Raw genomic sequence first — 24,099 nt, 5'->3', positions numbered from 1 at the left:
AAACCATGTCCGACATCAAATCCATTCGACAGGTCGCAGTCATCGGAACGGGCGTTATCGGCGCGAGCTGGACGGCGCTGTTCCTGGCCAAGGGTCTCGACGTCGTCGCAACCGACGTCGCACCCAATGCTGAAGCCGCTTTGAGACGGTTTGTCGACGCCGCGTGGCCGGCGCTCGAGAGGCTGGGGCTCGCTCCCGGCTCCTCGCCTCTTCGGCTCGCCTTTACCGCCGATCTGGCAGAAGCGGTGAAAGGCGTCGACCTCGTGCAAGAGAACGGGCCCGAGCGGCTCGATTTCAAGCAGAAACTCTACGGCCAGCTCGACCAGTTGTTGCCGCCCGACGTCATCATTGCCTCAAGCTCGTCGGGACTGCCGATGAGTCAGATCCAGCTGGGCGCTACGTCGCATCCCGAGCGTTGTGTGATCGGCCATCCGTTCAATCCGCCGCACCTGATGCCGCTGGTCGAAATCGTCGGCGGGGCAAAGACCTCGCAAGAGACGATCCGGCGCGCGGAAGCATTCTACACCTCGATCGGCAAGAAGACGGTGCGCATCAACAAGGAACTGCCGGGGCACGTCGCCAACCGTCTCCAGGGTGCGTTGGCGCGCGAGGTCTATTACCTCGTTGCAGAGGGCGTGCTGAGCGCGGCCGACGTCGATACGGCTCTATCCTACGGGCCAGGTCTGCGCTGGGGCATTATGGGCAACATGATGCTCAACCATCTCGGTGGTGGCCAAGGCGGCATTGACCACTTCTTCGAACAGTTCGCCGGCCCAATGACCGCATCGTGGAAGTCTCTCGGCCAGCCTGTGCTGACGAAGGAGGTGCAGCAGAAGCTTATCGACAGCGTCCATGCCGAGATCGGGTCGCGGACAGTGGCGGAGCTGGAGGCGGAACGCGACAAACTGCTGCTCGGCCTGCTCGAATTGCGCACCAACGCTGCAGGAACAGCTGCCGCGCGGGCGGCTTAGGCTCAGTATCGGCAGCGGCCGCGATCACCGATCGCGGCCGCTCCTGCAATTTGCTCTCTTAACCTACAGAGGATGCCGTCATGACGGGCAGGCTCATAGCAGGCGCCAACTCCGCGTATCGGTATCCGCTGCTCATAAAGCAGCTGTGGCATACGCCGCTCGTGCAGGCGCCAGATCAGGAGATCGTTTATCGCGACATGAGGCGCTTCACGTATCGCCAGTTGCGTAAACGCATCGGGCGGCTCGCGTCCAGCCTCGCCGGGTTGGGTGTTGCAGCAGGCGACACTGTCGGCCTGCTCGACTGGGACAGCAATCGGTTTCTGGAAGCCTATTTTGCGGTTCCAATGATGGGGGCTGTCCTGCAAACGGTGAATGTGCGGCTGTCGCCGGAGCAGATCGCCTACACGATCGATCACGCGGGCTCGTCGGTGCTTCTCGTCAACGATGATTTCGTGCCGGTCCTGGAAGATATCATCCAGCAGCTGCCCAAAGTGAAGACGCTCATTCTGATGTCGGACCGAGCAGCGCCCCAGACTGGCGGCCTCTCCTTTGCTGGCGAATATGAGGGCCTTCTTGCTGGTGCCTCGGACGACTACGACTTCCCGGACTTTGACGAAAACACCCTCGCCACGACCTTCTATACGTCAGGGACGACGGGCAGGCCAAAAGGCGTCTATTTCAGTCATAGGCAGTTGGTGCTCCACACGCTCGCCCAAATGGCTTTCCTGGGCACTGCCACTAAACAGGGCCGCTTCTGCCGCGACGACGTCTATATGCCGATGACCCCGATGTTTCATGCGCATGCCTGGGGATTGCCATGGACGGCGACGCTCAGCGGCGTCAAGCAAGTCTATCCGGGTCGGTACGATCCGCATTTGCTTCTCAAGCTGATCAAGACCGAAGGCGTAACGGTCACGCATGGCGTGCCGACAATCCTGCAAATGCTTATTGGCGCTGCCACCGCGGCAAACACCGACCTTGCCGGATTGAAGATGGCGGTCGGGGGCTCGGAGCTGCCGAAGGCGCTTGCCAGGCAAGCGCTTGCGCTCGGTGTTGATGTCTATGCCGGCTATGGCATGTCTGAAACTGCTCCGCTGCTTTCCCTTGCACAGGTCAGAACCCAAGACCTCACGGCGGATTTGGACAAACAACTGGATATCCGAACCATGGCCGGCATCTCGGCGCCGCTTGTCGACCTGCGCCTGGTCGACAGGAACCGGGATGAGGTGGCGCGCGACGGCAAATCCTCGGGCGAAATCGTGGTGCGTGCGCCGTGGCTCACGCAGGGCTATGCCGGCGATCCACAAGCGTCCGAGCACTTGTGGTCCGGTGGCTATCTGCATACTGGCGATATCGGCGTCATCGACGCCGGCGGTTATCTTCGTGTCGTCGACCGGATCAAGGACGTCATCAAGTCCGGTGGCGAATGGGTCTCATCGTTGCAAATTGAGGACCTGATCTCTCAATGCGAGGGTGTGTTCGAAGCCGCGGTGATCGGCATCAAGGACGATAAGTGGGGCGAGCGGCCCCTGGCTCTGGTCATCAGGAATGCCAAGACCGGCAGCGGGCTCAGCGACACGCGGATAAAGGCGCATCTGAAATCGTTTGCCGATTCAGGTATGATCTCGAAGGTCGGCATTCCCGACAAAATACTGTTTGTGGACACACTTCCCCGGACCAGCGTCGGAAAGTTCGACAAGAAGCAACTCAGAGCGACCTATGGCAATATGGCGGTCGTTGAATCCAGGGAGGAACTGCATCATGCGTGACCGGATCCCGGCAGGCCATCTCCATTTGGACGATCTCCACGTCGGACAGAGCTTTGTCAGCGCCAGTCATACGATCGATGAACCGCAGATCAAGGCTTTCGCCGCGCAATTTGATCCGCAGCCGTTTCATATGGATGCGGATGCCGCCGCAGACACCTTGTTCAAGGGCTTGGCGGCAAGCGGGTGGCATACTGCCGCCATCACCATGCGGCTGAATGTGGAAGGCGGCCTGCCGCTGGCCGGCGGAATTATCGGGGCTGGGGGAGAGATCAACTGGCCGGCGGCGACCCGCCCTGGCGATGTCGTGCACGTGGAGAGCGAGGTCGTCGAGATCACGCCGTCCCGGTCAAAGCCAGATCGCGGCATCGCCACGATCATCAGCCGAACGATCAATCAGCGTGGCGAGGTAGTTCAGAACCTCACGGCCAAGCTTGTGGTCCCGCGAAGGGCCGTGACGTAGGCGCTGCAGGCCATTCCCAAGCCGCAACGATATCGACCTGAGGTAACCCTGACAAAGCGACGGCACCCAACCCTTGGGACAATCTGTCGTGCCTCGGCATCAAGCCGAAAGACGCTGCCTCGCAAACCAATCCAAAAGTATTGCCGACACCATCGTGCAATGGATTTGCGGCCGCCGTCAGCCGATCTCTAGCGCAATCCAATAGAGGAGATGTGCCATGCGAGATCACCGGCTTAGCAACTCACGCGTAGCAGCAATCATCGAAACGAGGAACGACATCAGCGTCAACCAGGCGCGGTGGATACTAATTCCACTGTTCGGATTGTGGATCCTGGTTTCCGCCGCAAGCGTGATCCTCCAGTAAGGAAATGGATCCGGCCGTGAGCGCAACCACGACACAATTGCCCTTCGTCGTCGCCGGATTTCCTCTCCGGTCGTGGGCTTTCGCCGTCCGCATCTGGATGGCCTCGGTCGTTGCCTTGCTGGCGAGCTTCTGGCTTCAACTCGAGGCGCCGGCCTCAGCCATGCTCACCGTCATGATATTGGCCGAACCTACCCGTGGGCAGGCGCTGGAGAAGGCCGGGTTTCGCCTGATTGCAACCGTCGTGGGCGTGGTTGCCTCAATTGCAATCGTCGGCTCGCTGTCGCAGACGCGTGATCTGCTCCTGGTGGCCTTCGCGCTATGGATGGGCCTTTGCATCTATGCATGCAGTCTGCTCGACGGCTACCGGGCCTACGCCGCGGTGCTGTCGGGATATACCGTCGCGTTCATCGCCATACAGCAGATCGACAACCCGCAAGGTGTTTTTGAGGTAGCAATGGAGCGCGGCGCTGCCATTGCGGTCGGGGTGCTGTCGATCACCCTCGTGAACGATCTGCTGTTGGCTCCTGATCGTCATCCGCAGCTTGAGGCGCAGCTCGCTGCCCTGCATCAGCGTGTGCGAAATTATGCGCGGGCGATCATACGTGGCGAGGCCACCGACACCGTGGCGGTCGCCGGCCTGATCAGAGAGATCGTCACGCTGCGCCCGGACATATCTAGTCTCGCAGCCGAATCGAGCAGCGGCCCGGTGAGAAGTGCTGCAGCCCGCAGCGCGATGGTCGCGCTCGTGGCGGAACTGCAGGCGGCGCGCGCCTTGGCCGCCCTTCCGGCAAACTCGGATACCGCGCTGCGCGAACGTTGGGCTTCGATGTTTGATTTGAACTCCGAGGAGGTTTCGAAGATATCATCTCACGATCAAGACTTATTCGACGCTGATCAAACGTCACTTCGGTGGGCACTTGGCGAACTCATGCGGCGGGATACAGAGGTTCGCCTTCATCTTGCGGCGCTGAAGTCCGTCGTGCGCCCGCCCAGGTCATGGCGAGCGCCGCTCTACCGGTCACAGCGGGTTGCGATAGAAAACGGAGTCCGTACGGCAGCATGCGTTGCGGCAGCTTGCCTCTTCTTCGTGTTGGCCGGCTGGCCGAGCGCGAGTTCGTCGCTTTCTCTGGTTGCAGTCGCAATGGGATTGGGTGCGACGACGCCGGCGCCACAAACCTTCACGACGCTCGGTTTCATCGGCGCGCCAATCGCGGTCTTGCTGACCGGCATCTTGGAATTCTTTGTCCTCAACGGCGTCTCCGACTTTCCACTGCTGGCGATTGGCCTGGCTCCATTCCTGATCGGAGCCGGGCTCATGGCGACATCGCCGAACCCGGTCTGGGCGGGTCTTGGAAAGGTGAACCTGATTTTCATTTCGGCGATATTCGCCCCGAGCAATCCGCAAACCTACAGTCCGCAGTCATTCCTGTTCACCTCGCTGTTCACCTGTGCGGCAATGAGTGTGCTGCTCGCAACCCAGTATCTCATTCCCCCCATATCGAACTCTCAGCGCCGACGCTGGCTGCTCGCGTCGGCATGGCATGATCTTCGGCGGCTGCTGGATCGTCCCGATCGACGCTACGCACCCGAGGAGGCGGCATTCAGAGATGCGGTGCGGATCGGGCAGATTGCTTCGGCCGGCCTGAACGAGGCGGAGTACCGGACGTCCGTCGAGCATGCGCTGGCATATTTCGACCAGGCCGCGGCAATCCGCTGCAGTGCAGCCCAGCTTGCCCAGTTGCCGGATAGCGCGGAGGCCCCCTTGGTCGCGAACGCGCGCGCAGCTTTGGCCGCACTCGATCCCCAGCTTATCCGCGCAGCCGCCGACGATCTGCGTGCCAGCGCCGAGACCGATCATGCCGTCGCCGCCGCGCGTGCAGCGCTCGTCACTGCCAGTGCAATTGTCGAGCAGGCTCCGGCAGGAAACATTGATACTCAAGGAGCCAGGTTATGACGCACGATTTTCATGAGCTTGTGATCGGCGGGGTCATGTTCGCGCCATTCATCATCTACGCGGTCGCGGCGCTCGTCATCATTCTTGGGCTTCGGCCGATCCTGCACCTCGTCGGTTTCGCCAGCATCTTCAGCCACGTGTCGATCGCCGAGTTCAGCCTTTATGTGGTCGTGCTTGGCGGCCTTGTGCTTCTCGCTTGATGGAGACTGTTATGAACGCGCTACTCAAGGAAGAGTTTGTGCAGGAGGCGACGCGGACCCCGCGGCCTCCCGCTTTGCTCCCTAGGCAAACGGACACTACGGCACTACTGGAGCCGAACCTCAAGGTCACTGCTCCGGTTGCGCCGCAGGACAGTGCCCAGACAGGTTTCATGCCGACGGACCAAGTGACGCGTCAACGGTCCTCGATACCCCGGCGCTGGCAGCGCTGGCGAGGCGCCTGACCACTCTGGCGCTGGCGGTTGTCGCAGTGCTCATTTCCCTCATCGCCTGGGATCATTATCTGACCGCTCCATGGACTTCGCGACGGGCGCGTCCGCGTTCAGGTGGCAAGCGTCGCTCCCGAAGTGACCGGCCGGATCAAGGAACTGCGCGTTGCCGACAACCAGTTCGTGCGCAAGGGCGATGTTCTGTACGTACTCGACAAGTTCGATTTCGACGTCGCCCTGCAGAGCAGTAAAGCTGCGCTGCAGCAAAGGGCAGCAGACGTGCAGGTAAAGCAGCGGCAATCGGAACGGCAGGGGAAACTGTCGAGCCTCGCGACCACCCCCGAACAGCAGCAGATCTATGCCGGCAACGCAATCCAGGCTGAGGCTGCATTCGAAGCCGCGCAGTCCCAGGTCGCCCTGGCCGAGGTGAACCTGAAGCGTACCGAGATTCGCAGTCCGGTGAATGGATATGTGACGAACCTGCTGCTGCGCGCCGGCGATTATGCCCGCCAGGGCATTGCCAATGTGTCTGTCATAGATACCGACAGTTTCTGGATCGACGGATATTTCGAAGAGACCAAGATGGCGCGTGTCTGCACCGGCGCCCAGGTCGAGGCGAAGCTGATGGGCTACTCGACGCCGATCATTGGGCACGTTAGCACCATCACACGTGGCCTCAGCGTCTCCAACGCAGCCGCCGGCGCCCAGGGACTGCCGAATGTGGACCCGATCTATACCTGGGTGCGGCTGGCCCAGCGCGTTCCCGTTCGCATCGCGATCGACGAAGTGCCGCCCGGCGTACCGCTTGTCTCCGGCATGACGGCAACCGTTTCGATCAGGGACCACTCCGCAGCAGATCATTCTACCTGGCTCGACAGCGCACGTGAAAGTCTGTCCAACGTGCTCGACGGCCCCTCGGCCCGCCCGGACTGTATCCCAACAGAGATGGCCGACGGTGAACTGGCGCAATCGGTCCCGGAATGGGAGGTACAGGCGACGCCCGAGCCGGACCAGATCAATCCCGGCCTGGCTTCCAGTATACAGGCGAAACCTCGCCATGATTGACCCGTGGCCGCCTGATTATGTCCGATTTCGGGAACCGGCAAATGCTAGTTGCACGCCCGATCTGAGGCTGCTGCACAGCTGGCTTTATGGCATCCACTCTAACAATCGTCTTCGGTGGAAGCTGTATCAGCAAGCTTGGCCAATCTCCGCAGTGCAGACGGCTCTCCAGAGCCACCGGCATAGGAGCGGAAGCGACCGCCTGCTCCCCGGCTGCTCTCTCCTGCCATACCAAGGTATCGCCGACACCATCGTGCAATAGTTTTGATCTAGCAACCGGCTGATGTTGGTTTCCGAGCAGATTTCGAACGCGCCAGGGTGTTCAGGTCAATCAGTCCCGAGCAAACGTGATTGGCGGGCCTGTCATCAGCAGTACGAATCAAACGCTGGGAGATACTCATGAGCACGTCCGCAACACAGATGACCGGTCCACCAGCGTCCCCTGGGCCGGCTACGAGCGAGTTGACCCGGTCATGCCGCGCCGCCCGTGCGTGCCAGCGCTTCCGAAGGATTGCACAACCTTAATGATAAAGCTGCCGCGGCTGCCACACCACGACGATGGTAGCGGATCGATCATCGTCCAGTAGAGTCAGGGCTGATCTTTGTCTCATCTAAAGTCGTCAGCGCTTCCAAGCGCGCCGCCATGAAAGGAGCGTCTCATGTCCGAATATGCGTCAAAACACACCCGTCGCAGCGTGCTGACATCGACTGCCGCCGCGGGACTAGCCTTGCTGATGACCAGCAAAACGAACACCGCGGGGGCTGCAAGCAGCGGGGATTTCGAGCTCGATCCGCCCGTTCCGCGCAGACATTCCCGAAGAGGCTCTTGATGACTTGCGTCGCCGGATTCTTGCAACGCGGTGGGCCGATCGCGAAACGGTAGACGACCAGTCTCAAGGCACGCAGCTGGCGACGGTCCGGGAACTCGCGCGCTACTGGGCAAAGGACTACGACTGGCGCCGGTTCGAAGCCAAGCTCAACGCACTGCCCAATTTCATCACCGAGGTCGATGGACTGGACATTCATTTCATCCACGTGCGGTCGCGCCACGCCAATGCGCTGCCACTGATCGTCACGCATGGCTGGCCTGGCTCGATCGTCGAGCAACTGAAGATCATCGATCCGCTCGTCAATCCTACCGCGCATGGCGGCAGCGCGTCCGATGCCTTTCACGTCGTTATCCCATCCATGCCGGGCTATGGCTTCTCCGCCAGGCCGATGAAGACAGGCTGGAACCCGGACCGCATCGGGCGCGCATGGGATACGCTGATGAAGCGGCTGGGATACTCCCGCTACGTCCATCAAGGCGGGGACTGGGGCGCGCGCATTTCGGAGGTTATGGGTCATCAGGCGCCGGAAGGTCTGCTTGGCATCCACATGAATCTGCTGCTCACTTTCCCGCCGGAAACCACGCGCGCCATTGGCGCTGGCGATCCTCCGCCGGCAGGGCTCTCCCCGGAAGAGCTGGTGACCTTCAATCAGCGAAAAGCCATTCAGCCCATCGGCTATTTCATCGAGCAGGCGCGGCGCCCGCAGACCATCGGCAATGCCCTTGCCGATTCGCCGATCGGCCTGGCATCGTGGCTGCTCGATCACGACCCGCACAGCTACGGGCTGCTCGCAGGTGCGGTTGCCGGCACGCCGGACGGCGCGATCACGCGCGATGACATCCTCGACAATATCAGCCTCTACTGGCTGACGAATACCGGGGGTTCGGCCGCACGGCTCTATTGGGAAGCGGCGCGCGCCCCTGTGATGGGACCGGTCCACATTCCGGCAGCCTATACGGTCTTTCCGGGCGAACTCTATACCGTCCCGAGAAGCTGGGTCGAATACACGTTCAAGAACCTGATCTATTACAATCAGGTCGATCGTGGCGGCCACTTCGCCGCGTGGGAAGAGCCGGAGCTCTTTGCCTCCGAAGTGCGCGCCGCCTTCCGCTCGTTCCAGACACCAACCTGAACCAGGCGGCAGCGTGCGCTGTCTGCAACGTGCGCTGCCCGCCGACCGGCGGGTCGCACCTGGATTCCATAGAAACTCGAAGGCTTTCACGATGACTCACCTAGACAATGCAAACGGACTTCGCGGCGCTTCCCAGGAATGTGGCTCTTCGACCGACGGCAGCGACATCCAGCACCAGTTGGTCGATGCCACTTTTCGGCCACCATCAACGCAGCCATCGACAGAATCGACATTCCGTCGTGGTGCTTCAACCTTCCGGAGCATGAATATCAGGCTTGCTCGCCGGCACACGTCGCGGCGGGGTTCACGACGTCGCCGGACGGCAAGCGCATGTCTATCAATGTCGAGATCATCGGCGCGACGGTCATGGTTCAGCACTACGTCGAGAAGCTCGGCCGCAAGGGCCACCTGATTCTAGAATCCGTCACGGATGTGTTTACCCGGCCGGACGATCGACCTTCCTCGTGAGCTGGGACATGAGCGTGCGCGCTATCGACGGCGCAAGGTGCGAATTCACCAACCGCGTGCGCTCAAGTCCCAGTGAGGATTTTCTGGCATTGCTGGCGCGGCAAGGCATTCCCTTCGATCAATTCCGCGCTCAGCGCCAGCAGGCCTCCACCGAGCATCTGAAGAACGAAACGCCGCTATTTGCGGCAAGCATCGAACGCTCGGCCCTGAAAGCATAGCGTCTCGCCTGCGGTCGAATGGAGGACGATCATGACCACACCGAGTTACGAGAGGGAAATCACCGCGCTGCTGGTGATCGACCCTTATAACGATTTCATTTCGGAGGGCGGGAAGGTCTGGGGCCGCATCCAGGCCGTGGCCGAGGCGAACAACTGCGTTACGCACATGCTGCAAATCCTCGATGCCGCGCGCCAAGCCGACCTCAAGGTCTTCTACGTGATGCACCATCGCTACCGGCCCGGCGACTATGAAGGCTGGAAATACATAGCGCCGATACAGAAAGCGGCGTTGCGCAGCAAGGTCTTTGAGTACGGCACATGGGGCGGCGAGATCCGGCCCGACTTTGCGCGACGAGCTGGCGAGGTTCTGGTCTCCGAGCATTGGTGCTCAAGCGGCTTTGCCAATACCGACCTCGACCTTCAACTGAAGAAGCACGGCATTCGGAAGCTCATTGTCGTCGGCCTCATCGCACACACCTGTGTCGAGGCTACCGTGCGGTTCGCCGCAGAGCTTGGATATGAGGTGACGGTAGTGAGGGACGCAACGGCTGACTACTCGGATATCGAGATGCACGCGGCACTTGACGTCAACATGCCGAACTATGCAGCCGCGATCCTGGCAACAAAAGAGGTCATCGACCTCATCCCTTCATCATGAACGCAAGCGAGGCTTCGATGGAAATGGACTTGGAAACGCTGAAGCTGTGCCGGGAAGGCGCTTTGCTCTTCGTTGAAATCAACGCACCGCCCATGAACCTCCTGGGGCCGCAACTGGTCGGTGACTTGGTCACACTCATCCTTCAGGCGGAGGCGGACACAACCTGCCGGGTATTGGTGTTCAAGAGCGCCAATCCCGACTATTTCATCTCCCACGTGGATGTGACCCGAATTAGAGAGCTTCGCGCTCAGACATCGAGGTTGTCCGAAGAGGCCTCGCTCGGCCTGCTGTTTCGTCGGCTGAGCACGAGCCGGCTCGTAACCATCGCCCAGATTGAAGGGCGCGTGCGCGGTGCGGGCAGCGAGTTCGTCCTGGCATGCGACATGCGCTTTGCCGCACGCGACACAGCAGTTTTCGGCCAGCTGGAGCAGGCGTTCGGCTTCGTCCCGGGCGCCGGCGGCGTACAACATCTGACCCGCCTGCTCGGACGCGGGCGCGCGCTCGAGGTCCTGCTGAGCGCTGACGACTATGATGCCGATCTTGCCGAAAGATACGGCTGGATCAATCGTGCCCTGCCAGGCCACGCTCTCGACGACTTCGTCCGCTCGCTGGCCAATCGCATCGCCAGATTTCCGACCGGCGGCCAAGCGGCACTCAAGGACCGGATCAACGCGATCACGCTCGCGTCCGTCGAGGAATTCCGCCGTGACTCCGATTTGTTCATCGAAGCGGCGGGCCTGCATGAAACACAGTCCCTTATCAAGTCCGCATTCAATAGCGGATTTCAAACCGCGGACGGAGAAATGGCCCTCGGGCGAATGCTCGCCGAGTTGGGCGAGACCTGACCGTTCTCGTTGCTCAACGGAGAAAGAACATGAAGTGGCTGTTTCCAATCATGACTGTCGCGGCCCTATCGGTAGTGGCACGGGCTTCTGCTGAGCAACCTGCTCTCACCCGGACAGACTTGCAACGTCACGACATCAGCATCCCGGGACGGGAGGCCTTGCAAGTGCGGGTCGATTTCCCACCGGGCGTTGTGGCGCCCCGTCACACGCATCCAGGCGAGGAGATCATATATGTCCTGTCCGGCACGCTAGACTATAGGATCGGCGACGGCGCGTGGCTGACGTTGCACGCGGGCGACGTCCTGTTCGTCCCTGCGGGAGTTGTACACACCGCAAGGAATGCCAGCGCGAACCCGGCGAGCGAGCTTGCGACTTACATCGTCCAGAAAGGAGAACCACTCATCGCGCTGGCTCCCTGACGCCTGACTGGCGGCGGGAGAGGTGTCGGTCCTCGGCCGCTTATTTACTTCGGAGCGATCGTGTTGCGTAAGTCCGAACCGAACCGGAGTGTCAGTCCAACACCGGCGCTGTGCGGTCTTCGCAACATGCCGTTGGCGCGAGCAGGGCGTAACTCCACCTCGATCGCGGCCAAGGAGCCATGCAGGAAACGCCACCGACGTGGTGACAGACTTCAACGATCGCGGTGGCATCGTGATGATCAGGCGCTTGCATTTGCCTTGCGATACCCGGTTGAGTTGATACGCAATCGCGCGGATGTGCCAGTTGATAAATACTCGCCGCCGGGCTCGACAGCCGAGAATGCCAGCCTGACGAAGACCGCGAAATCATCGCGTGCCGCAGCGAAGAGCATCTGAAGGGCGCTTATTGGCGCAGCTGTGGCTGACGGTGCTGCTGGTTGAGGGAAGCGCATGTTCATTCGACGTCCTCACCATGCGCGGTGCTAGAACGCAGCGCGCTGTTTGCGCCGTCTTCGCTCTCGTCCGATGGCGACATTTTGTGATCGAGGTAGTCCCGCATCAACGCGATCATCGTCTCTTGGTCGAGCGGATTGACCTTTTTGACAGCCTGGTTGGCGCCGCCGATCATTCTACCTGGCTCGACAGCGCAAGTGCGAGCCTGTCCAACGTGTTCGACGGCCCCTCGGCGCGGCCCGACTGTACCCCAATGGTGACGGCCGACGGTGAGCTGGCGCAATCGGTGCCGGAATGGGAAGCACAGGCGACGCTTGAGCCGGATCAGATCAATCCCGGCCTAGCTTCCAGCATACAGGCGCGCAAGGATTGACCTCGCGCCGCGCTTGGTTATGTCTGATTTGGGGGGATCGAGAAATGCTAATTGCACGGGCGGGATGAGGCTGCTTGCACGGCTTGCTTGTCGACGTTGCTCCGATCCAGGACCGGGCCAGCTACCGGGCGACCGTGACTATCTACGCGGCATGGCACCACACGCTTCATGTCGCTCCGACCCGCGTGAGTGGCAGCAGGCGGCGCTCGCCGTCGATATCGTTGAGGTGATCGACGGGCTATGGATCGATAAGGCCTTTGTTGGCCTATAACTGCCGGCGCACCCCGCCGGTATCATCGCCACGCTTTGGCCGTGCGGTGGAAGGTCTTGGTTTCTGTCAGCGGTTGTCTCAGCCGTGCAGACTGCCCTCCAGGGCCACCGGCATAAGATCAAAAATGCGGGGACTCCTTCCCGGCTGCTCGCTCCTGCCACACCAAGGTATCGCCGACACCATCGTGCAATTGATTTGATCTAGCGACTGGCCGATCTTGGTTCCGAGAAGATTGTGAACGCGCCAGCTGGCGAAGAACTTCAATCGAACTATCGGCAAGACCGCGAAATCCAATCAACCCGGCCCCGTGCGGTTACTGCCGCAGGGCGACTAACTGGCAGATGTCATCAGCAGAATGAATCAAACGCTAGGAGATCCTCATGAGCTCGTCCGCAACACCAATGACCCCGGCCAGCAGCGTGTATATCACCCCCGCGTTCTGGGAGCGCTTGTGGCGATCGAGCGGCATCCAATCCGTCGGCCTCTTCATCATCGCTTATGCGCTCTATGGGCATCAGCCGCAGGTCGCTGCGTCGACCGATACACTCGTCTCTTTCTACGATGGAGATCGCACGTGGATCCTGATCGCCGCGATCTTCTCGGGCTTGGCGGTACTCAATCTTCTATGGTTCGCGGCGGCATTGCGGACCACCTTGGCTGATGCGGGACAAGATGGCTGGGGGGCAGCAGCGACCGCCGCCAGCGCAATGCTCGGTGCACTGTTGCTGCTCCAGGTAACGGTGGGCGCATCACTCGCTTACTCGCTCGCCGGTTCACCCGATCGAGCACTCGTATCAGAACTGAACGCCTTCTCTTGGGTTCTCGGCGTGTTGACTTCGTTTCCACGCGCGATGCTGATCATGTCCGGGGCGTTCGGCCTTTGGCGCGCCAGACTGATTTCCAATGCACTCTTCGCAGCGGGTGTCGCAGCTGTTGTGCTCGGGTTACTGGGCGGCACCACATGGTTGAGTGACGGAATCTGGGCTCCCGACGGGGCATATTCACGGTTCGTTTCTCCCATTCTCCTTCTCGCATGGGTCCTGGTCGTGAGCCGGGTTCTTCTAAGCCGAGGACCCACGACACGCGTCGGATGGTAGTGAGGATTCTGCCACCCAAACGGGCATAGTTTTTCACAGTTGGCGGTTCGTCTTTTTGAACGAACCCGAGGTCAGCGATATGACAAAGAAACATGACCATCCGATCCTCGTGACGGGCGCGGCCGGTGCAGTGGGCGGCATCGGCCGCAACGTCACCGAGTTCCTGCTCGCAAGAGGGCACAAGGTTCGCGCCTTGGTTCGGCGAGAGGACGAACGCGCCGAAACCCTTCGGCAGCTCGGCGCCGAGGTCATGCAGGGCGACCTGACGGATCTCGCCTCAATGCACCGCGCAATCGAAGGTGCCAAGCGCATCTATTTTGGGATGTCTACCTCCGCCGCCTATCTGGAAGCCACGGTCAACACTGCCGCGGTGGCGCGCTACCATGGCGTCGAGGCTTTTGTGAACATGTCACAGATGACCGTGTCTCAAATGAACATCAACGAGACCACCGACAGCCCAAAGCACAAGCTGCACTGGCTGTCGGAACAGGCTCTGTCCTGGTCGGGATTGCCGGTCGTCACGGTGCGGCCAACTGTCTTCCTCGAGGGCTTCTTTCTTCAACTCGCGGCCCCCGGCGTGCGTGCATCCAACGCGTTGACGCTTCCGCTGGGCAGCGGCAAAACCTCACCGATCTCAGCAGTCGACGTGGCGCGCGCGGTCGCAGCGATCCTCGACGACCCCGCGCCGCATATAGGACAAATCTACGATTTGACGGGATCGGAATCGGCTGATCTGGACCACTATGCGCGCGTCTACTCCGAAGCGCTCGGCAGGCCCATTGCATATCGCGACGTTCCGCTCCCGGCGTGGAGCGAAAGGCTTCGGCAGATGCGGTTTCCTGAACACCTCGTCAGACATCTTGCGGCAATGGCCGAGTTGACCAGACAAGGACGCTACGACCGCATGACAGACACTCTGCGCAAACTCACCGGCGAAGCACCGACGAATATGCGCGACTTCGTGAAGCTCCATGCCGCAGCGTTCTCACAGCGTGAACCCGCGCATTCGTAGGTCGCTCGCCGCGGAGCTTGTCCGCCGACGGCGCCGCTGCGCACCGCTGGGCCAAAGCGGGGGTTGATGAGCCGCTTTGGCAGTCTGCCTCACAAGCCAAGCGGACCAATCCTAACGTATCGGCGACACCATAGTCCAATCGATCTGCGGCAATGGTTTTGCAATTTTAGAGCCGCGAGCCGACGCGTGCCGCGCCATCGGAGTCGCGGTGTCGAGCACTTGGGTCATCCACGCCGGCGCGATGGTCACAACCAAACAGGAGAACCGACAATGTCCTATTTCTGGAAACTGCTTTTTGTGGCAGCCTTGTCAATCTATGCGACCGCGGCGACCTTGACTGCTAGAGCAGCCGAGCCGCAAAAGACCGTGGTCTTGGTCCACGGCGCTTTCGTAGACGGATCGAGCTGGAGCAAGGTGATCCCGTTGCTCCAGGCCAAAGGATTAAGAGTGATCGCCGTGCAGAATCCGCTCACCTCGCTCGCGGACGATGTCGCTGCTACCAAACGCGCAATTGAGACTGCGCCCGGGGCCGGTAATTCTGGTCGGCCACTCCTGGGGAGGCATGGTCATCACAGAGGCGGGGATAGACGACAAGGTCAAAGCCCTCGTGTACGTTGCGGCCTTCGCTCTGCCGAACGGACAGTCTGTGAACAGCGCCTCCGCCGGAAGTCCGCCGGCGCCGTGGGCCGCGACACTGAAAAAGGACAGCGGTGGATTCCTGTGGGTCTCCGAAGATTCGCTAGGGAAATATTTCGCCCAGGACGTGAGCAAGCCGGAGGTCGCCGTTATTGCGGCAACCCAAGTCCCGACGTTCAGTGGCGTCTTTGACGATCGGTTGTCGCATGCTGCATATGAGGCGAAACCGAGTTGGTTCGTCGTGCCAAAGGCCGACGGCGCAATCCCTCCCCAGGTGGAGAGAGCGATGGCGAAGAGCATCAAAGCGCATACAACCGAGCTGGATGGAAGCCATGTCATCATGTGGACGAAACCCCGGCAGGTCGCAAACGTAATCATTGAAGCGGCTAAATCAGTGCACTGATCCAGATCAGGAGGGCCTGCGGCTCCCCCCGGCGGCGCTGCTCCGATCCGCCGGGCGGTGTGTTCCCGAAGTCACGACAGCGCTGCGCCGATCGCACTCGCTGCCAAAGTGAACTGGAAGATCGCACCCCGAGGTACGGCGGGAGTGGCCCAGAGGTTGCCACTATGAGCCGTGATGATCGTGCGGCAAATCGATAGACCCATGCCTAGACCATCCGACTTGGTGCTGTAGAAAGCACCAAAGATCCGATCCAAACCGTCCGGATCCAGGCCCGGACCAGTATCCTCGACGGCGACCAGCACATCTGAGCCAGTTGTGGCCGTCCTGACAAGCAGCTGTCTTGGACGATCTTCAACGACAGACATCGCGTCCATGGCATTCCTGATGAGGTTCAGCATTACCTGCTGCAACTGGATGCGGTCGCCCATGACCGACGGGAGATCGTCGGTCAGGTCCAAACGCAGAACAACGCGCATTTGCTGCAGGTCATGCCCACAAAGCGCGACAACTTCCCGAATAGCCTTATTGAGGTCTAGGAGCTCGCTGGAAGTCTCGCGCTTGGCAAAAAGCGCTCGCAATCGCTGGATTACATCCGAAGCGCGATTGGCGTCGCGAATAGTCCGACGTGTAGTTTCACGTGCGCCCTCCACGTTGGGAGGATCGGCGGCAAGCATCCGCAAGCCGGTGCTTGCGTTCGTAACTATGCCTGACAGGGGTTGGTTGATTTCATGAGCAATCGATGCAGAGAGTTGTCCGAGCGTGGCGACACGGTTTGCGTGTGCCAACTCAATCTGTATTTCGTGGTATCTCCGCTCGCTTTCGCGGGCCTCTTTTTCCGCCTGCTTGCGATCACTTAGATCGAGAATGAATGAGACCCCTTGGTTCTCCGGTCCGTCAAAGAGCGCGGTGCCCAGCCAGACTGGAATACGCGTCCCATCCTGCCTGGTCAGCTCTGTTTCATAAGGTTCGACAAGGCCTGCCAATCTGATCTCCGAAATTCTCTGGGCGTGCCTCCCTTGCCACTCAGCAGGTATCAAGTCGGGCCAATTGATATGTCCTTCCGCCAGATCGTCCCGGTCATAGCCTACAATTCGAAGAAAGGCGTCATTGGCGTCAATGATTTGCTCTGCCAGCACGCCGATTGCGATCCCAACTATGTTCGAATCGACTAGGCGTCTCATCCGAGCTTCGCGTTCCCTTAGGTCATCGTAAAGCCGGCTGTTCTCAAGCGAAACGGCAGCCCCGGAGGCGACCAATTCCAGGACACTGATCCGATCAGGCGTGAAGACGTCGGTGCTGAGATTATTCTCGAGGTAGAGAATGCCGATCAGTCGGTTCTGCTTTAGCAACGGCAGGCAAAATACAGATCGAGCTTGGTACCGCCGTATATATTCGTCGCTAAGAAACCGCTCATCGGCGGACGCATCGTTCAGAAGTACACTTTCTTTTGTTCTGACGACATAGTGAAAGATCGACTCGGGCAGGAGAGTTGCCGACACCCCAGCCGGCTTGACGCTCACCAGAACAGTGTTCTGATTAGTTGTTGCTTCAGCCTCAATCCTAAATCTTCCGTCGTGGGCAAGAATCAACAGTCCACGCTCGGCGCCGGCGTGCTCGATGGCCGTGCGCATGAGTGTGTCGAGTAGCCTTTCGAGTACGATTTCGGTGGAGATGGTTTGCGAAACCTTCATCACGGTCGCCAGATCGAGTTGGTCCAGAGGGGCGCCAATACCGGCGAGTGAAGGCTGAGCGATCCACGCCGTTCTCAAGTGAGGATGTATTTGATCGAGTTGCCGCACCTTGCCGTCGGCTCTCCAACGCAGATAACAGGAGCGCGCGTCCCGTAGATATGCGTTCGCGATCGTTGCAAAGCCGCGCGCAGCATAGGAGCGGGCCGCCAATTCGTTAGCGAGCGCTTCGTGTTGAACGAAGCCCTGCTCTCCCGCCGAACGTATGGCCTCCTCATAAAGCTGCATCGCGTCGCTTTCGCGCCGTTCGAGCCGAGCCAACTCTGCGCCGAGCAACGCTGCGCCATGTGCGAAATTCCTCGGCCCGCTGAGTGACCAGTACGCGAATTTTCCCTGATGAATTCTCAGCCGGTTCAAGGCGTCATCCAGGCCTGTTGCCGCCGCAGCATCGCATTTCCCCGCCCAGGCGAGACCGGCATAGAAATGATACTCAGGCAGCTCCTGTTGAGCGGGTAGCGTCCAAAGCAGCAATTCCGCTTTCGATGCAGCCATTTCGGCGTCTGCGTAGTCACCGGCATAGACCTTGAGCTGCAGCTTGCGGATCCAATACCTTGACGCTGCGACGGCCAGGCGGGGGTCACCTTCCAGATGCTGCTCGAAGGTGTTCTCATCAAATTCGCCATCGTTGAACGAGCCTACCTGTGCAGTCTGTCCCCGGAGTGCCCGGATCACCCCGAGTTGCGCCAGGATGACGTCACTGATCAGGCCGAACCTGACGCCTTGCACGAAGGCCAGCGCACTTTTCGCCTCGCGCTCCACCTCGTCGAGCGGTTGTCCGGTTGCCAGAAGGTTGGTGACCAGATCGACGCGGGCAAAGGACGCATTTTTGAGATCACCAACATCCATAGCAGCCTCGAAACCGCTTCGAAACAACCTTTGGCAGGTCGCCAAAGGCTGCGTCCAGTGCGCAGTGAAAAGCGCAAATAAGTAGGAGATGGCTCCTCTGATACGATTAAATCTGTGCTTCTCGACCAAGTCCAAGGCAATCTTGCCGACACGAAAGCCAGCTTGAGATTTCTCAGCATCGAGACTCGGCACGCTACCGAGCAAAGCGTAGCCAACGCACGAGCCTTCCGTATTGCCGTGTTCAAGGCTGAGGTCCACCATATGAATGATAATAAGGTGAAAGAGGTTGAGATCAGTAAACTGGGCCGCTGAAAGCATAGAGGTGAGCACATTCATTGTCGCCCGCTGCTCTGGATCGCTCATTAATGGCAAGTCGAGCAGCGCCTCGATGGAAGAGCGCTCGATCTTGCTCCACAATCGATTGCATTCCTGCCTGATGTCCTCGGCCGTTGGACGCAGCGCCAATTGCGGTTGACGCCGACGCAGGTATGCGAGGCCGACAGCGACGGCATCGTCGCTTCGATCCAAGATTATGTAGAGATTGATCAGCAAGTAGGCGACCGCAGCAGAATCGATCGACGTTTGAGCTTGCCCTGATAGGGCCAAAAGACGTTGCTCCGCCTCTACGGATCGCCCGCTCAAATGCTCGCATTCGGCAAGGTGGAGATCGAGGTCGAAGGTGAGTTTGTGATTGCGCTGCCATCCGTTCTTGCCGAGCAGGGCCCGGCCGACTTCGAGATACCGTAGAGCCGCGGCGAAAGCACTTGCTGCCTTTGCCCGCTTGCCCGCAACCAGGTTGAGTGCAGCGACCTGCTCACGCTCCTCGTCTTCGGCGATCAGCGCGGCCGCCTGATCGAACTGGTTGACAATGTCGAAGATTGCTTCGTCACGCTTTCCTGGCGGCATTTGCGTTGTCAGCAGCCGGCCGATTGTCAAATGGATCTTGGCGCGAGACTTCTTCGGTATCAGCGCGTAGGCGGCTTCCTGCACCCGGTCATGCGCAAACCTGTAGGTATGCTCGAGGCGCTCTATCAATTGTTGGCGGAGCGCCTCCAGGAGAGCGGCGTCAACCCGGTCCTCGGACTTCTTCAAGACCATCGAGAGCGTCGCGACGTCGGCAACGTTGCCGAGGCAAGCGAGGCTCCGTAACGCGTCTTGCGTATCGGGCGGCAACCGCTTCAGCTTCGGGACGAGGAGGTCAACAACGTTGTCCGTGTACTGTTTGGCGTAGATGCGTGCGACGTCCCATGACCATCGTGCCCGCGCGTAATCAAACGCCAAGAGACCCTCGTCGGCGAGGACTTGAAGAAACTGGATTGCGAAGAACGGATTGCCGTTGGTCTTCGCGTACACCATCTCGGTCAGGGCAGCGGACTCCTCCTTTTCACAATGCAGCGAGTCCGCGACGAGTCTTTCCAAATCCTCGACCGTCAGTGGATCCAACTTGATGTCCTGCACCCTCCCAGTTCTCCGAATTGTCTCGAGCCTATGGGTGAGCGGGTGGGCTGTCGTGACTTCGTTGTCGCGGTAGGCACCAATGACGAGGAGATTTCGCAGGTCGGACCGGATCAATAGCTCCAGCAGGTCGAGCGTCGCCGCGTCCAGCCATTGCAGATCATCAAGGAAAAGCGCTAGAGGACGCCCCGGCTGAGCGAAGACCCGGACAAACTGGCGAAAGACCCGTTGGAAACGCTCTTGCTTGTCTTGCGGCGGAAGCTCGGGGAGGGGCGGCGTCTCTCCGATAATGACCTTCACTTCGGGTACGAGGTCGACAATCAACGCGGCGTCCGCCCCAAGTGCCTTCTGAAGCGCGTCGCGCCAAGGCGCAAGCTCGGCTTCGCTCTTGCCGAGCAGGGGCCGAACCAGGCTTTGAAAGGCCTGCGCCAGTGTGGCGTAGGGAATATTGCGTTTGTACTGATCGAACTTGCCGGAAGCGAAAAAGCCGCGCCACGGTGCTAGAACTGGCTGCAGTTCGTTGACGACCGAGGATTTTCCCACGCCGGAATAGCCGGAAACGAGCACCAATTCCGGAGCGCCGCCTTTGACGACGCGATCGAAAGAAGTGAGCAGCGTATCGACCTCCTTTCGCCGTCCGTAGAGTTTCTCGGGAACTACGAGGCGGGCGGATGTGTCGTGCCCGCCAAGTGGAAAGTCGTCGATTCGACCGTGCGCGATCCACTCAGTCCGGCATCGGCGAAGGTCGTTTTCGAGGCCGGCGGCGGTCTGATAGCGATCTTCGGCCCCCTTTGCGAGCAGCTTCATGACGATCGCTGAAAGGACGCCGGGAATTTCCTTCAGCTGCTCGGCAGGTGCAATCGGCCGCCTTGCCAAATGGCAGTGAACCCACTCCATTGGATCCACAGCCACAAACGGCAAAATTCCCGTGAGCATTCGGTAAAACGTGACACCGAGTGCGTAGAGGTCGCTACGGGAGTCGATTGAGCGGTTCATCCGCCCCGTTTGCTCAGGCGCCATGTAGGCAAGCGTGCCGGCGATTGTTTCGGGAGGATGGGACAGCTGGCGCTCGCGCACCAAACGCGAGGCGATACCGAAACCAGTCAGCCACACCTCGTCCGTGGCGACATTGACGAAAATGTTCGCTGGTTTGATGTCCTTGTGGATCAGAGTGCGCTGGTGTAGTTTACCCACAGCCACCGCAATTGCGGTTGCAAGGTTGAGGAAGCGTCTAACCTCCATTGGTGTGTTGAGCAGCAGGTCGAGTGGTTCGCCGTCAACATTTTCAAGCACCAAGATGGTCTGACCGGCGCCATGGACGAGGTCCAACGGCCGCAGCGCCCAAGATCCATCGAGTTGGTCTTTGAGTTCGTATTCGTGGCTGAACCGTCCGAGGGTTGATCGAGGCGGGTGTTCGACGGCAGGCACGACGATCAGAACGGCACGTCGTTCGCCCTGCTCATCCAGTCGCCAATCACGGCAGACAACGCGTTCACCGTCCTCCCACAAGACCTGAGAGGCGGCGCTGGAATAGCCCGTGGTCTGCGAATAAGCCACTAGTTGCCAGACTCCGTCACCCGCAAGACTACCGCGAGGGGCCATGATATTCAAGGGTCGGCCACAGCAGCCAACGACCCTGAGCAGGCGAAGGCGCAGAAGAGGCTTGCGACTGTCAAACTTTGTCACGACCGGAAGGAGGAAAGCGATGAGGGTCGACGTCTATGAACGGTTGATGAGAATTCAGGCGAACCGCCGCCGCGTTTTGAAGGGTGCCGCAGGGGCCGCCGCTCTTGCCGCCGGATCGTCGTCGGGAGTGCCCGGAACGGTTTCGCGCTTGTTCGCGAATGAGAACCTGCGTGCGCAGATCCTGAAGATTCCTGGAGTAGGAACCGGCGAGCCGACCGACGCCGATTGGCAAAAGGTCGGCGAGTTATGCCTCGAAGGCACCAAGGCTACCATCGCCGAAGGCGAGTTCGCCGGCGTCGAGTTGACCTTTATGGGTCTTAACAATGAACAGAAACACAACTTCCTTTTTCGCGGCTTCCTCAAGCCCTGGGAGACGTATACTGGCGCGAGGATCAAATGGATCGACCTCGCCCAGGCCGATTACAATCCGCGCCTGCAGCAGTCCATCGCTACTGGCACAATCGACTTCGACATCCTCGAGATGGGTGCGCCACTGGAGGGTGACACTGCCGGCAAGGGCCTTCTCGACGAGATGCCAGACTGGGTGGCGAAGCAAATCGACGCCGATGACCTTGTCGGCTACTTAAAGCCTCCGGTCGGAACTTGGAACGGAAAAACTTACCGCGTCACCATCGACGGCGATTGCCACACCTTCGCTTACCGTACCGACTATCTCGGCGACGGATCGATAAGCGGCATGTTAGAGCCCCCGGACACGTGGGCGAAGGTGAAGGCTTTCTCCGAGGCCCTTAAGGGAAAGAAGGATCCGCTTACAGGGCTCGACGCCTACGGTTTCCTCGATCCGTTGAAGTTCCAATGGGGCGGGTTCGGCTACTACTTTCTGGCCGACCGTGCCGCGGCTTACGCCAAGCATCCGGGTGATCCGGCGTGGCTCTTCGAGCCCGACACCATGAAGCCGCGCATCAACAACCCGGCGTGGGTGCGGGCGATCCAAGACGTTATGGACATGATGCCGGATCAGCCGCCGGACCAAGTGAACGCCGATCCGAACACCACTATGTCTCAACAGTTCCTTGCAGGCACTGGCGGAGCGCTCTGCTGGTGGGGCGACGTCGGCCCGTATGCCCGCACATCGGAGACGTCGGTCGTCGGGGGGGTCGTCGGCTTCGCGATCAACCCTGGCGCTGACGAGGTGTACAATTCCAGGACCGGCGCGTGGGAAAAGCCGGCGAGCCCGAACTTCGCGCCGAATATGGCATTTCTAGGCTGGGGCATCTACGTCACCACCCGTGTCTTGAGCAACGAGATGAAGCGCAAGGCGGCATGGTCGGCGGCGGCGCATCTCGGCGGCAAGGACATTTCGCTCTGGACGGCCGCCTATCCATCCGGCTTCCAGCCCTATCGCAATTCGCACTTCAACTATGACGAATGGGTGGCGGCGGGTTATGACCGCCACTACATCGAGGATTATCTCGGCTCGAACGCGGATAGCTACAATCATCCCAACGCCGCGATCGAGCCGCGCATCCCCGGCATTTTCCAATACTACTCGATCTTCGAGGACGAGCTGGTGAAGGGCATTTCGGGCCAGTACGCATCCGCTCAGGAGACGGCCGACACGATCGCCGCCGCCTGGGAGAAGATCACGGACCAGATCGGTCGCGACGATCAGATTAAGCTGTATAAAGCGTCGCTTGGCATGTAGCCGCCCAGCGACTGGACTGATTCCGGTCTGGACCCTGAAAGGAGGCGACTATGTCGTCCGCCAAGGAGCCTGCGTGTGCCGACCTTCGCTCTAGGCCATAGACTCATTAAATCGGCACCAGATACGAAAAGAAGCGAGTTTGACGCTTGCAAGGAAGTTATCGTCGCGCTTGTCGTATCGTGTGGCAACGGCTCGGAAGTGCTTGAGTTTGTTGAAGAAGCGTTCGACGAGGTTTCGAAAGCGATATAGCCACGGGCTGAATGCGGGGATATTTTTGCGGTTCGGCATCGGCTTGATGTTAGCCCAAGCGCCGCGTTGCTTGAGGCTGGCGCGCAATTCGTCTGCGTCATAGGCGCGGTCAGCAAGCAGAATTTGGCCGTCGCCCAAACCGCCCAACATCTCCCGGGCGCTGCGGCCGTCATGGGCTTGTCCCTCGGTCAGCTTGAGGGCGATCGGTAGTCCCTCGGCGTCAACGAGCGCATGGATCTTGGTCGTCAGGCCGCCCCGCGAGCGACCCACGCAACGGGATCGGCCATCTTTTTTTGGGCGTTTGCACCATGCTGATGGACGCGGATCGAGGACGAGTCGATCATTTGGATGTCCCCATCGTAAGCCTTTGAAACGGCATCCAGAAGCCGGTCCCAGACACCCGCTCGACGCCATCGGTTGAAGCGGTTGACGCAGGTCGTGTGCGGCCCGTAGCGTGCCGGGATGTCTGCCCATGGCGCTCCAGTCCGAAGCCGCCAGAAGATGCCGTTCAAAACCCGCCGATCATCAACCCGCGCTACCCCGCGCACCTTGTTTGGCAACAACGGTTCGATAGTCGACCACTCGAAATCCGTCAGATCAAAACGTGCCATATCAAACCTCCTCAAC

Annotated in this window: 17 protein-coding genes and 1 pseudogene; 16 read left to right on the top strand and 2 right to left on the bottom strand. The window is 60.1% G+C overall.

Annotated features, from left to right (window positions below; translation table 11 throughout):
* Window positions 1-5 precede the first annotated feature (5 nt).
* From AC0V7N_RS27040 to AC0V7N_RS26970, 15 genes and pseudogenes are all read left to right on the top strand, one after another.
* Entirely contained in the window at window positions 6-971 is a 966-nt protein-coding gene (locus AC0V7N_RS27040) for a 3-hydroxyacyl-CoA dehydrogenase NAD-binding domain-containing protein (protein WP_475451274.1), read from the top strand.
* 80 nt (window positions 972-1,051) lie between these two features.
* Window positions 1,052-2,740: a fatty acid--CoA ligase gene (locus tag AC0V7N_RS27035; RefSeq protein ID WP_475451273.1), complete on the top strand. Its 1,689-nt coding sequence runs from the start codon at window positions 1,052-1,054 to the stop codon at window positions 2,738-2,740.
* The gene (locus AC0V7N_RS27030; protein WP_496627393.1) at window positions 2,733-3,200 is read left to right on the top strand and encodes a MaoC/PaaZ C-terminal domain-containing protein; all 468 of its coding nucleotides are present in this window, start codon (window positions 2,733-2,735) and stop codon (window positions 3,198-3,200) included. Before AC0V7N_RS27035 ends, AC0V7N_RS27030 begins: the two co-directional genes overlap by 8 nt.
* Window positions 3,201-3,580: 380 nt before the next feature.
* The gene (locus AC0V7N_RS27025) at window positions 3,581-5,518 is read left to right on the top strand and encodes an FUSC family protein (protein ID WP_496627392.1); all 1,938 of its coding nucleotides are present in this window, start codon (window positions 3,581-3,583) and stop codon (window positions 5,516-5,518) included.
* Window positions 5,515-5,718, top strand: a complete 204-nt coding sequence (locus tag AC0V7N_RS27020; protein WP_477339366.1) for a DUF1656 domain-containing protein — start codon at window positions 5,515-5,517, stop codon at window positions 5,716-5,718. Before AC0V7N_RS27025 ends, AC0V7N_RS27020 begins: the two co-directional genes overlap by 4 nt.
* A 344-nt stretch (window positions 5,719-6,062) precedes the next feature.
* Window positions 6,063-7,010, top strand: coding sequence for an HlyD family secretion protein (locus AC0V7N_RS27015; RefSeq protein ID WP_496627390.1), 948 nt, complete (start codon window positions 6,063-6,065; stop codon window positions 7,008-7,010).
* Between the two features lie 831 nt (window positions 7,011-7,841).
* Window positions 7,842-8,969, top strand: a complete 1,128-nt coding sequence (locus AC0V7N_RS27010; protein WP_496627389.1) for an alpha/beta fold hydrolase — start codon at window positions 7,842-7,844, stop codon at window positions 8,967-8,969.
* Window positions 8,970-9,135: 166 nt separating this feature from the next.
* Window positions 9,136-9,655: pseudogene (locus tag AC0V7N_RS27005) on the top strand (hypothetical protein).
* Window positions 9,656-9,686: 31 nt separating this feature from the next.
* Complete coding sequence (locus AC0V7N_RS27000; protein ID WP_475451269.1) at window positions 9,687-10,313, top strand: cysteine hydrolase family protein; 627 nt, start codon at window positions 9,687-9,689, stop codon at window positions 10,311-10,313.
* Between the two features lie 29 nt (window positions 10,314-10,342).
* Complete coding sequence (locus tag AC0V7N_RS26995; RefSeq protein WP_496627388.1) at window positions 10,343-11,158, top strand: enoyl-CoA hydratase-related protein; 816 nt, start codon at window positions 10,343-10,345, stop codon at window positions 11,156-11,158.
* Between the two features lie 29 nt (window positions 11,159-11,187).
* The gene (locus AC0V7N_RS26990) at window positions 11,188-11,577 is read left to right on the top strand and encodes a cupin domain-containing protein (protein WP_475451267.1); all 390 of its coding nucleotides are present in this window, start codon (window positions 11,188-11,190) and stop codon (window positions 11,575-11,577) included.
* A gap of 406 nt (window positions 11,578-11,983) precedes the next feature.
* Window positions 11,984-12,403, top strand: coding sequence for a hypothetical protein (locus tag AC0V7N_RS26985; RefSeq protein WP_475451266.1), 420 nt, complete (start codon window positions 11,984-11,986; stop codon window positions 12,401-12,403).
* A 651-nt stretch (window positions 12,404-13,054) separates the two neighbouring features.
* The gene (locus tag AC0V7N_RS26980) at window positions 13,055-13,771 is read left to right on the top strand and encodes a hypothetical protein (protein ID WP_475451265.1); all 717 of its coding nucleotides are present in this window, start codon (window positions 13,055-13,057) and stop codon (window positions 13,769-13,771) included.
* 55 nt (window positions 13,772-13,826) lie between these two features.
* A complete protein-coding gene (locus AC0V7N_RS26975) occupies window positions 13,827-14,783 on the top strand; it encodes an SDR family NAD(P)-dependent oxidoreductase (protein ID WP_496627387.1) in 957 nt (318 codons plus the stop codon).
* Window positions 14,784-15,345: 562 nt separating this feature from the next.
* Window positions 15,346-15,822: an alpha/beta fold hydrolase gene (locus tag AC0V7N_RS26970; RefSeq protein WP_496627386.1), complete on the top strand. Its 477-nt coding sequence runs from the start codon at window positions 15,346-15,348 to the stop codon at window positions 15,820-15,822.
* 71 nt (window positions 15,823-15,893) lie between these two features.
* Here the strand turns inward: AC0V7N_RS26970 and AC0V7N_RS26965 are convergent, their stop codons facing one another.
* Entirely contained in the window at window positions 15,894-21,473 is a 5,580-nt protein-coding gene (locus tag AC0V7N_RS26965) for an AAA family ATPase (protein ID WP_496628029.1), read from the bottom strand.
* Window positions 21,474-21,576: 103 nt separating this feature from the next.
* On the opposite strand from AC0V7N_RS26965, the gene AC0V7N_RS26960 reads away from it, so the two are divergent.
* Window positions 21,577-23,223, top strand: coding sequence for a type 2 periplasmic-binding domain-containing protein (locus AC0V7N_RS26960; protein WP_475451260.1), 1,647 nt, complete (start codon window positions 21,577-21,579; stop codon window positions 23,221-23,223).
* A gap of 90 nt (window positions 23,224-23,313) precedes the next feature.
* On the opposite strand, the gene AC0V7N_RS26955 is transcribed toward AC0V7N_RS26960, so the two are convergent.
* Window positions 23,314-24,083, bottom strand: a protein-coding gene (locus tag AC0V7N_RS26955) for an IS5 family transposase (protein WP_475451259.1) whose coding sequence is annotated in 2 segments (ribosomal slippage) — window positions 23,314-23,766 and window positions 23,769-24,083 — 768 coding nt in all. Because the reading frame shifts where the segments join, the coding sequence is not laid out codon by codon here.
* Window positions 24,084-24,099 lie beyond the last annotated feature (16 nt).

This window comes from Mesorhizobium kamtschaticum, from assembly GCF_056174585.1.
The sequence above is the reverse complement of the archived record's forward strand: the minus strand, read 5'-3'. Positions and strand labels throughout refer to the sequence as shown.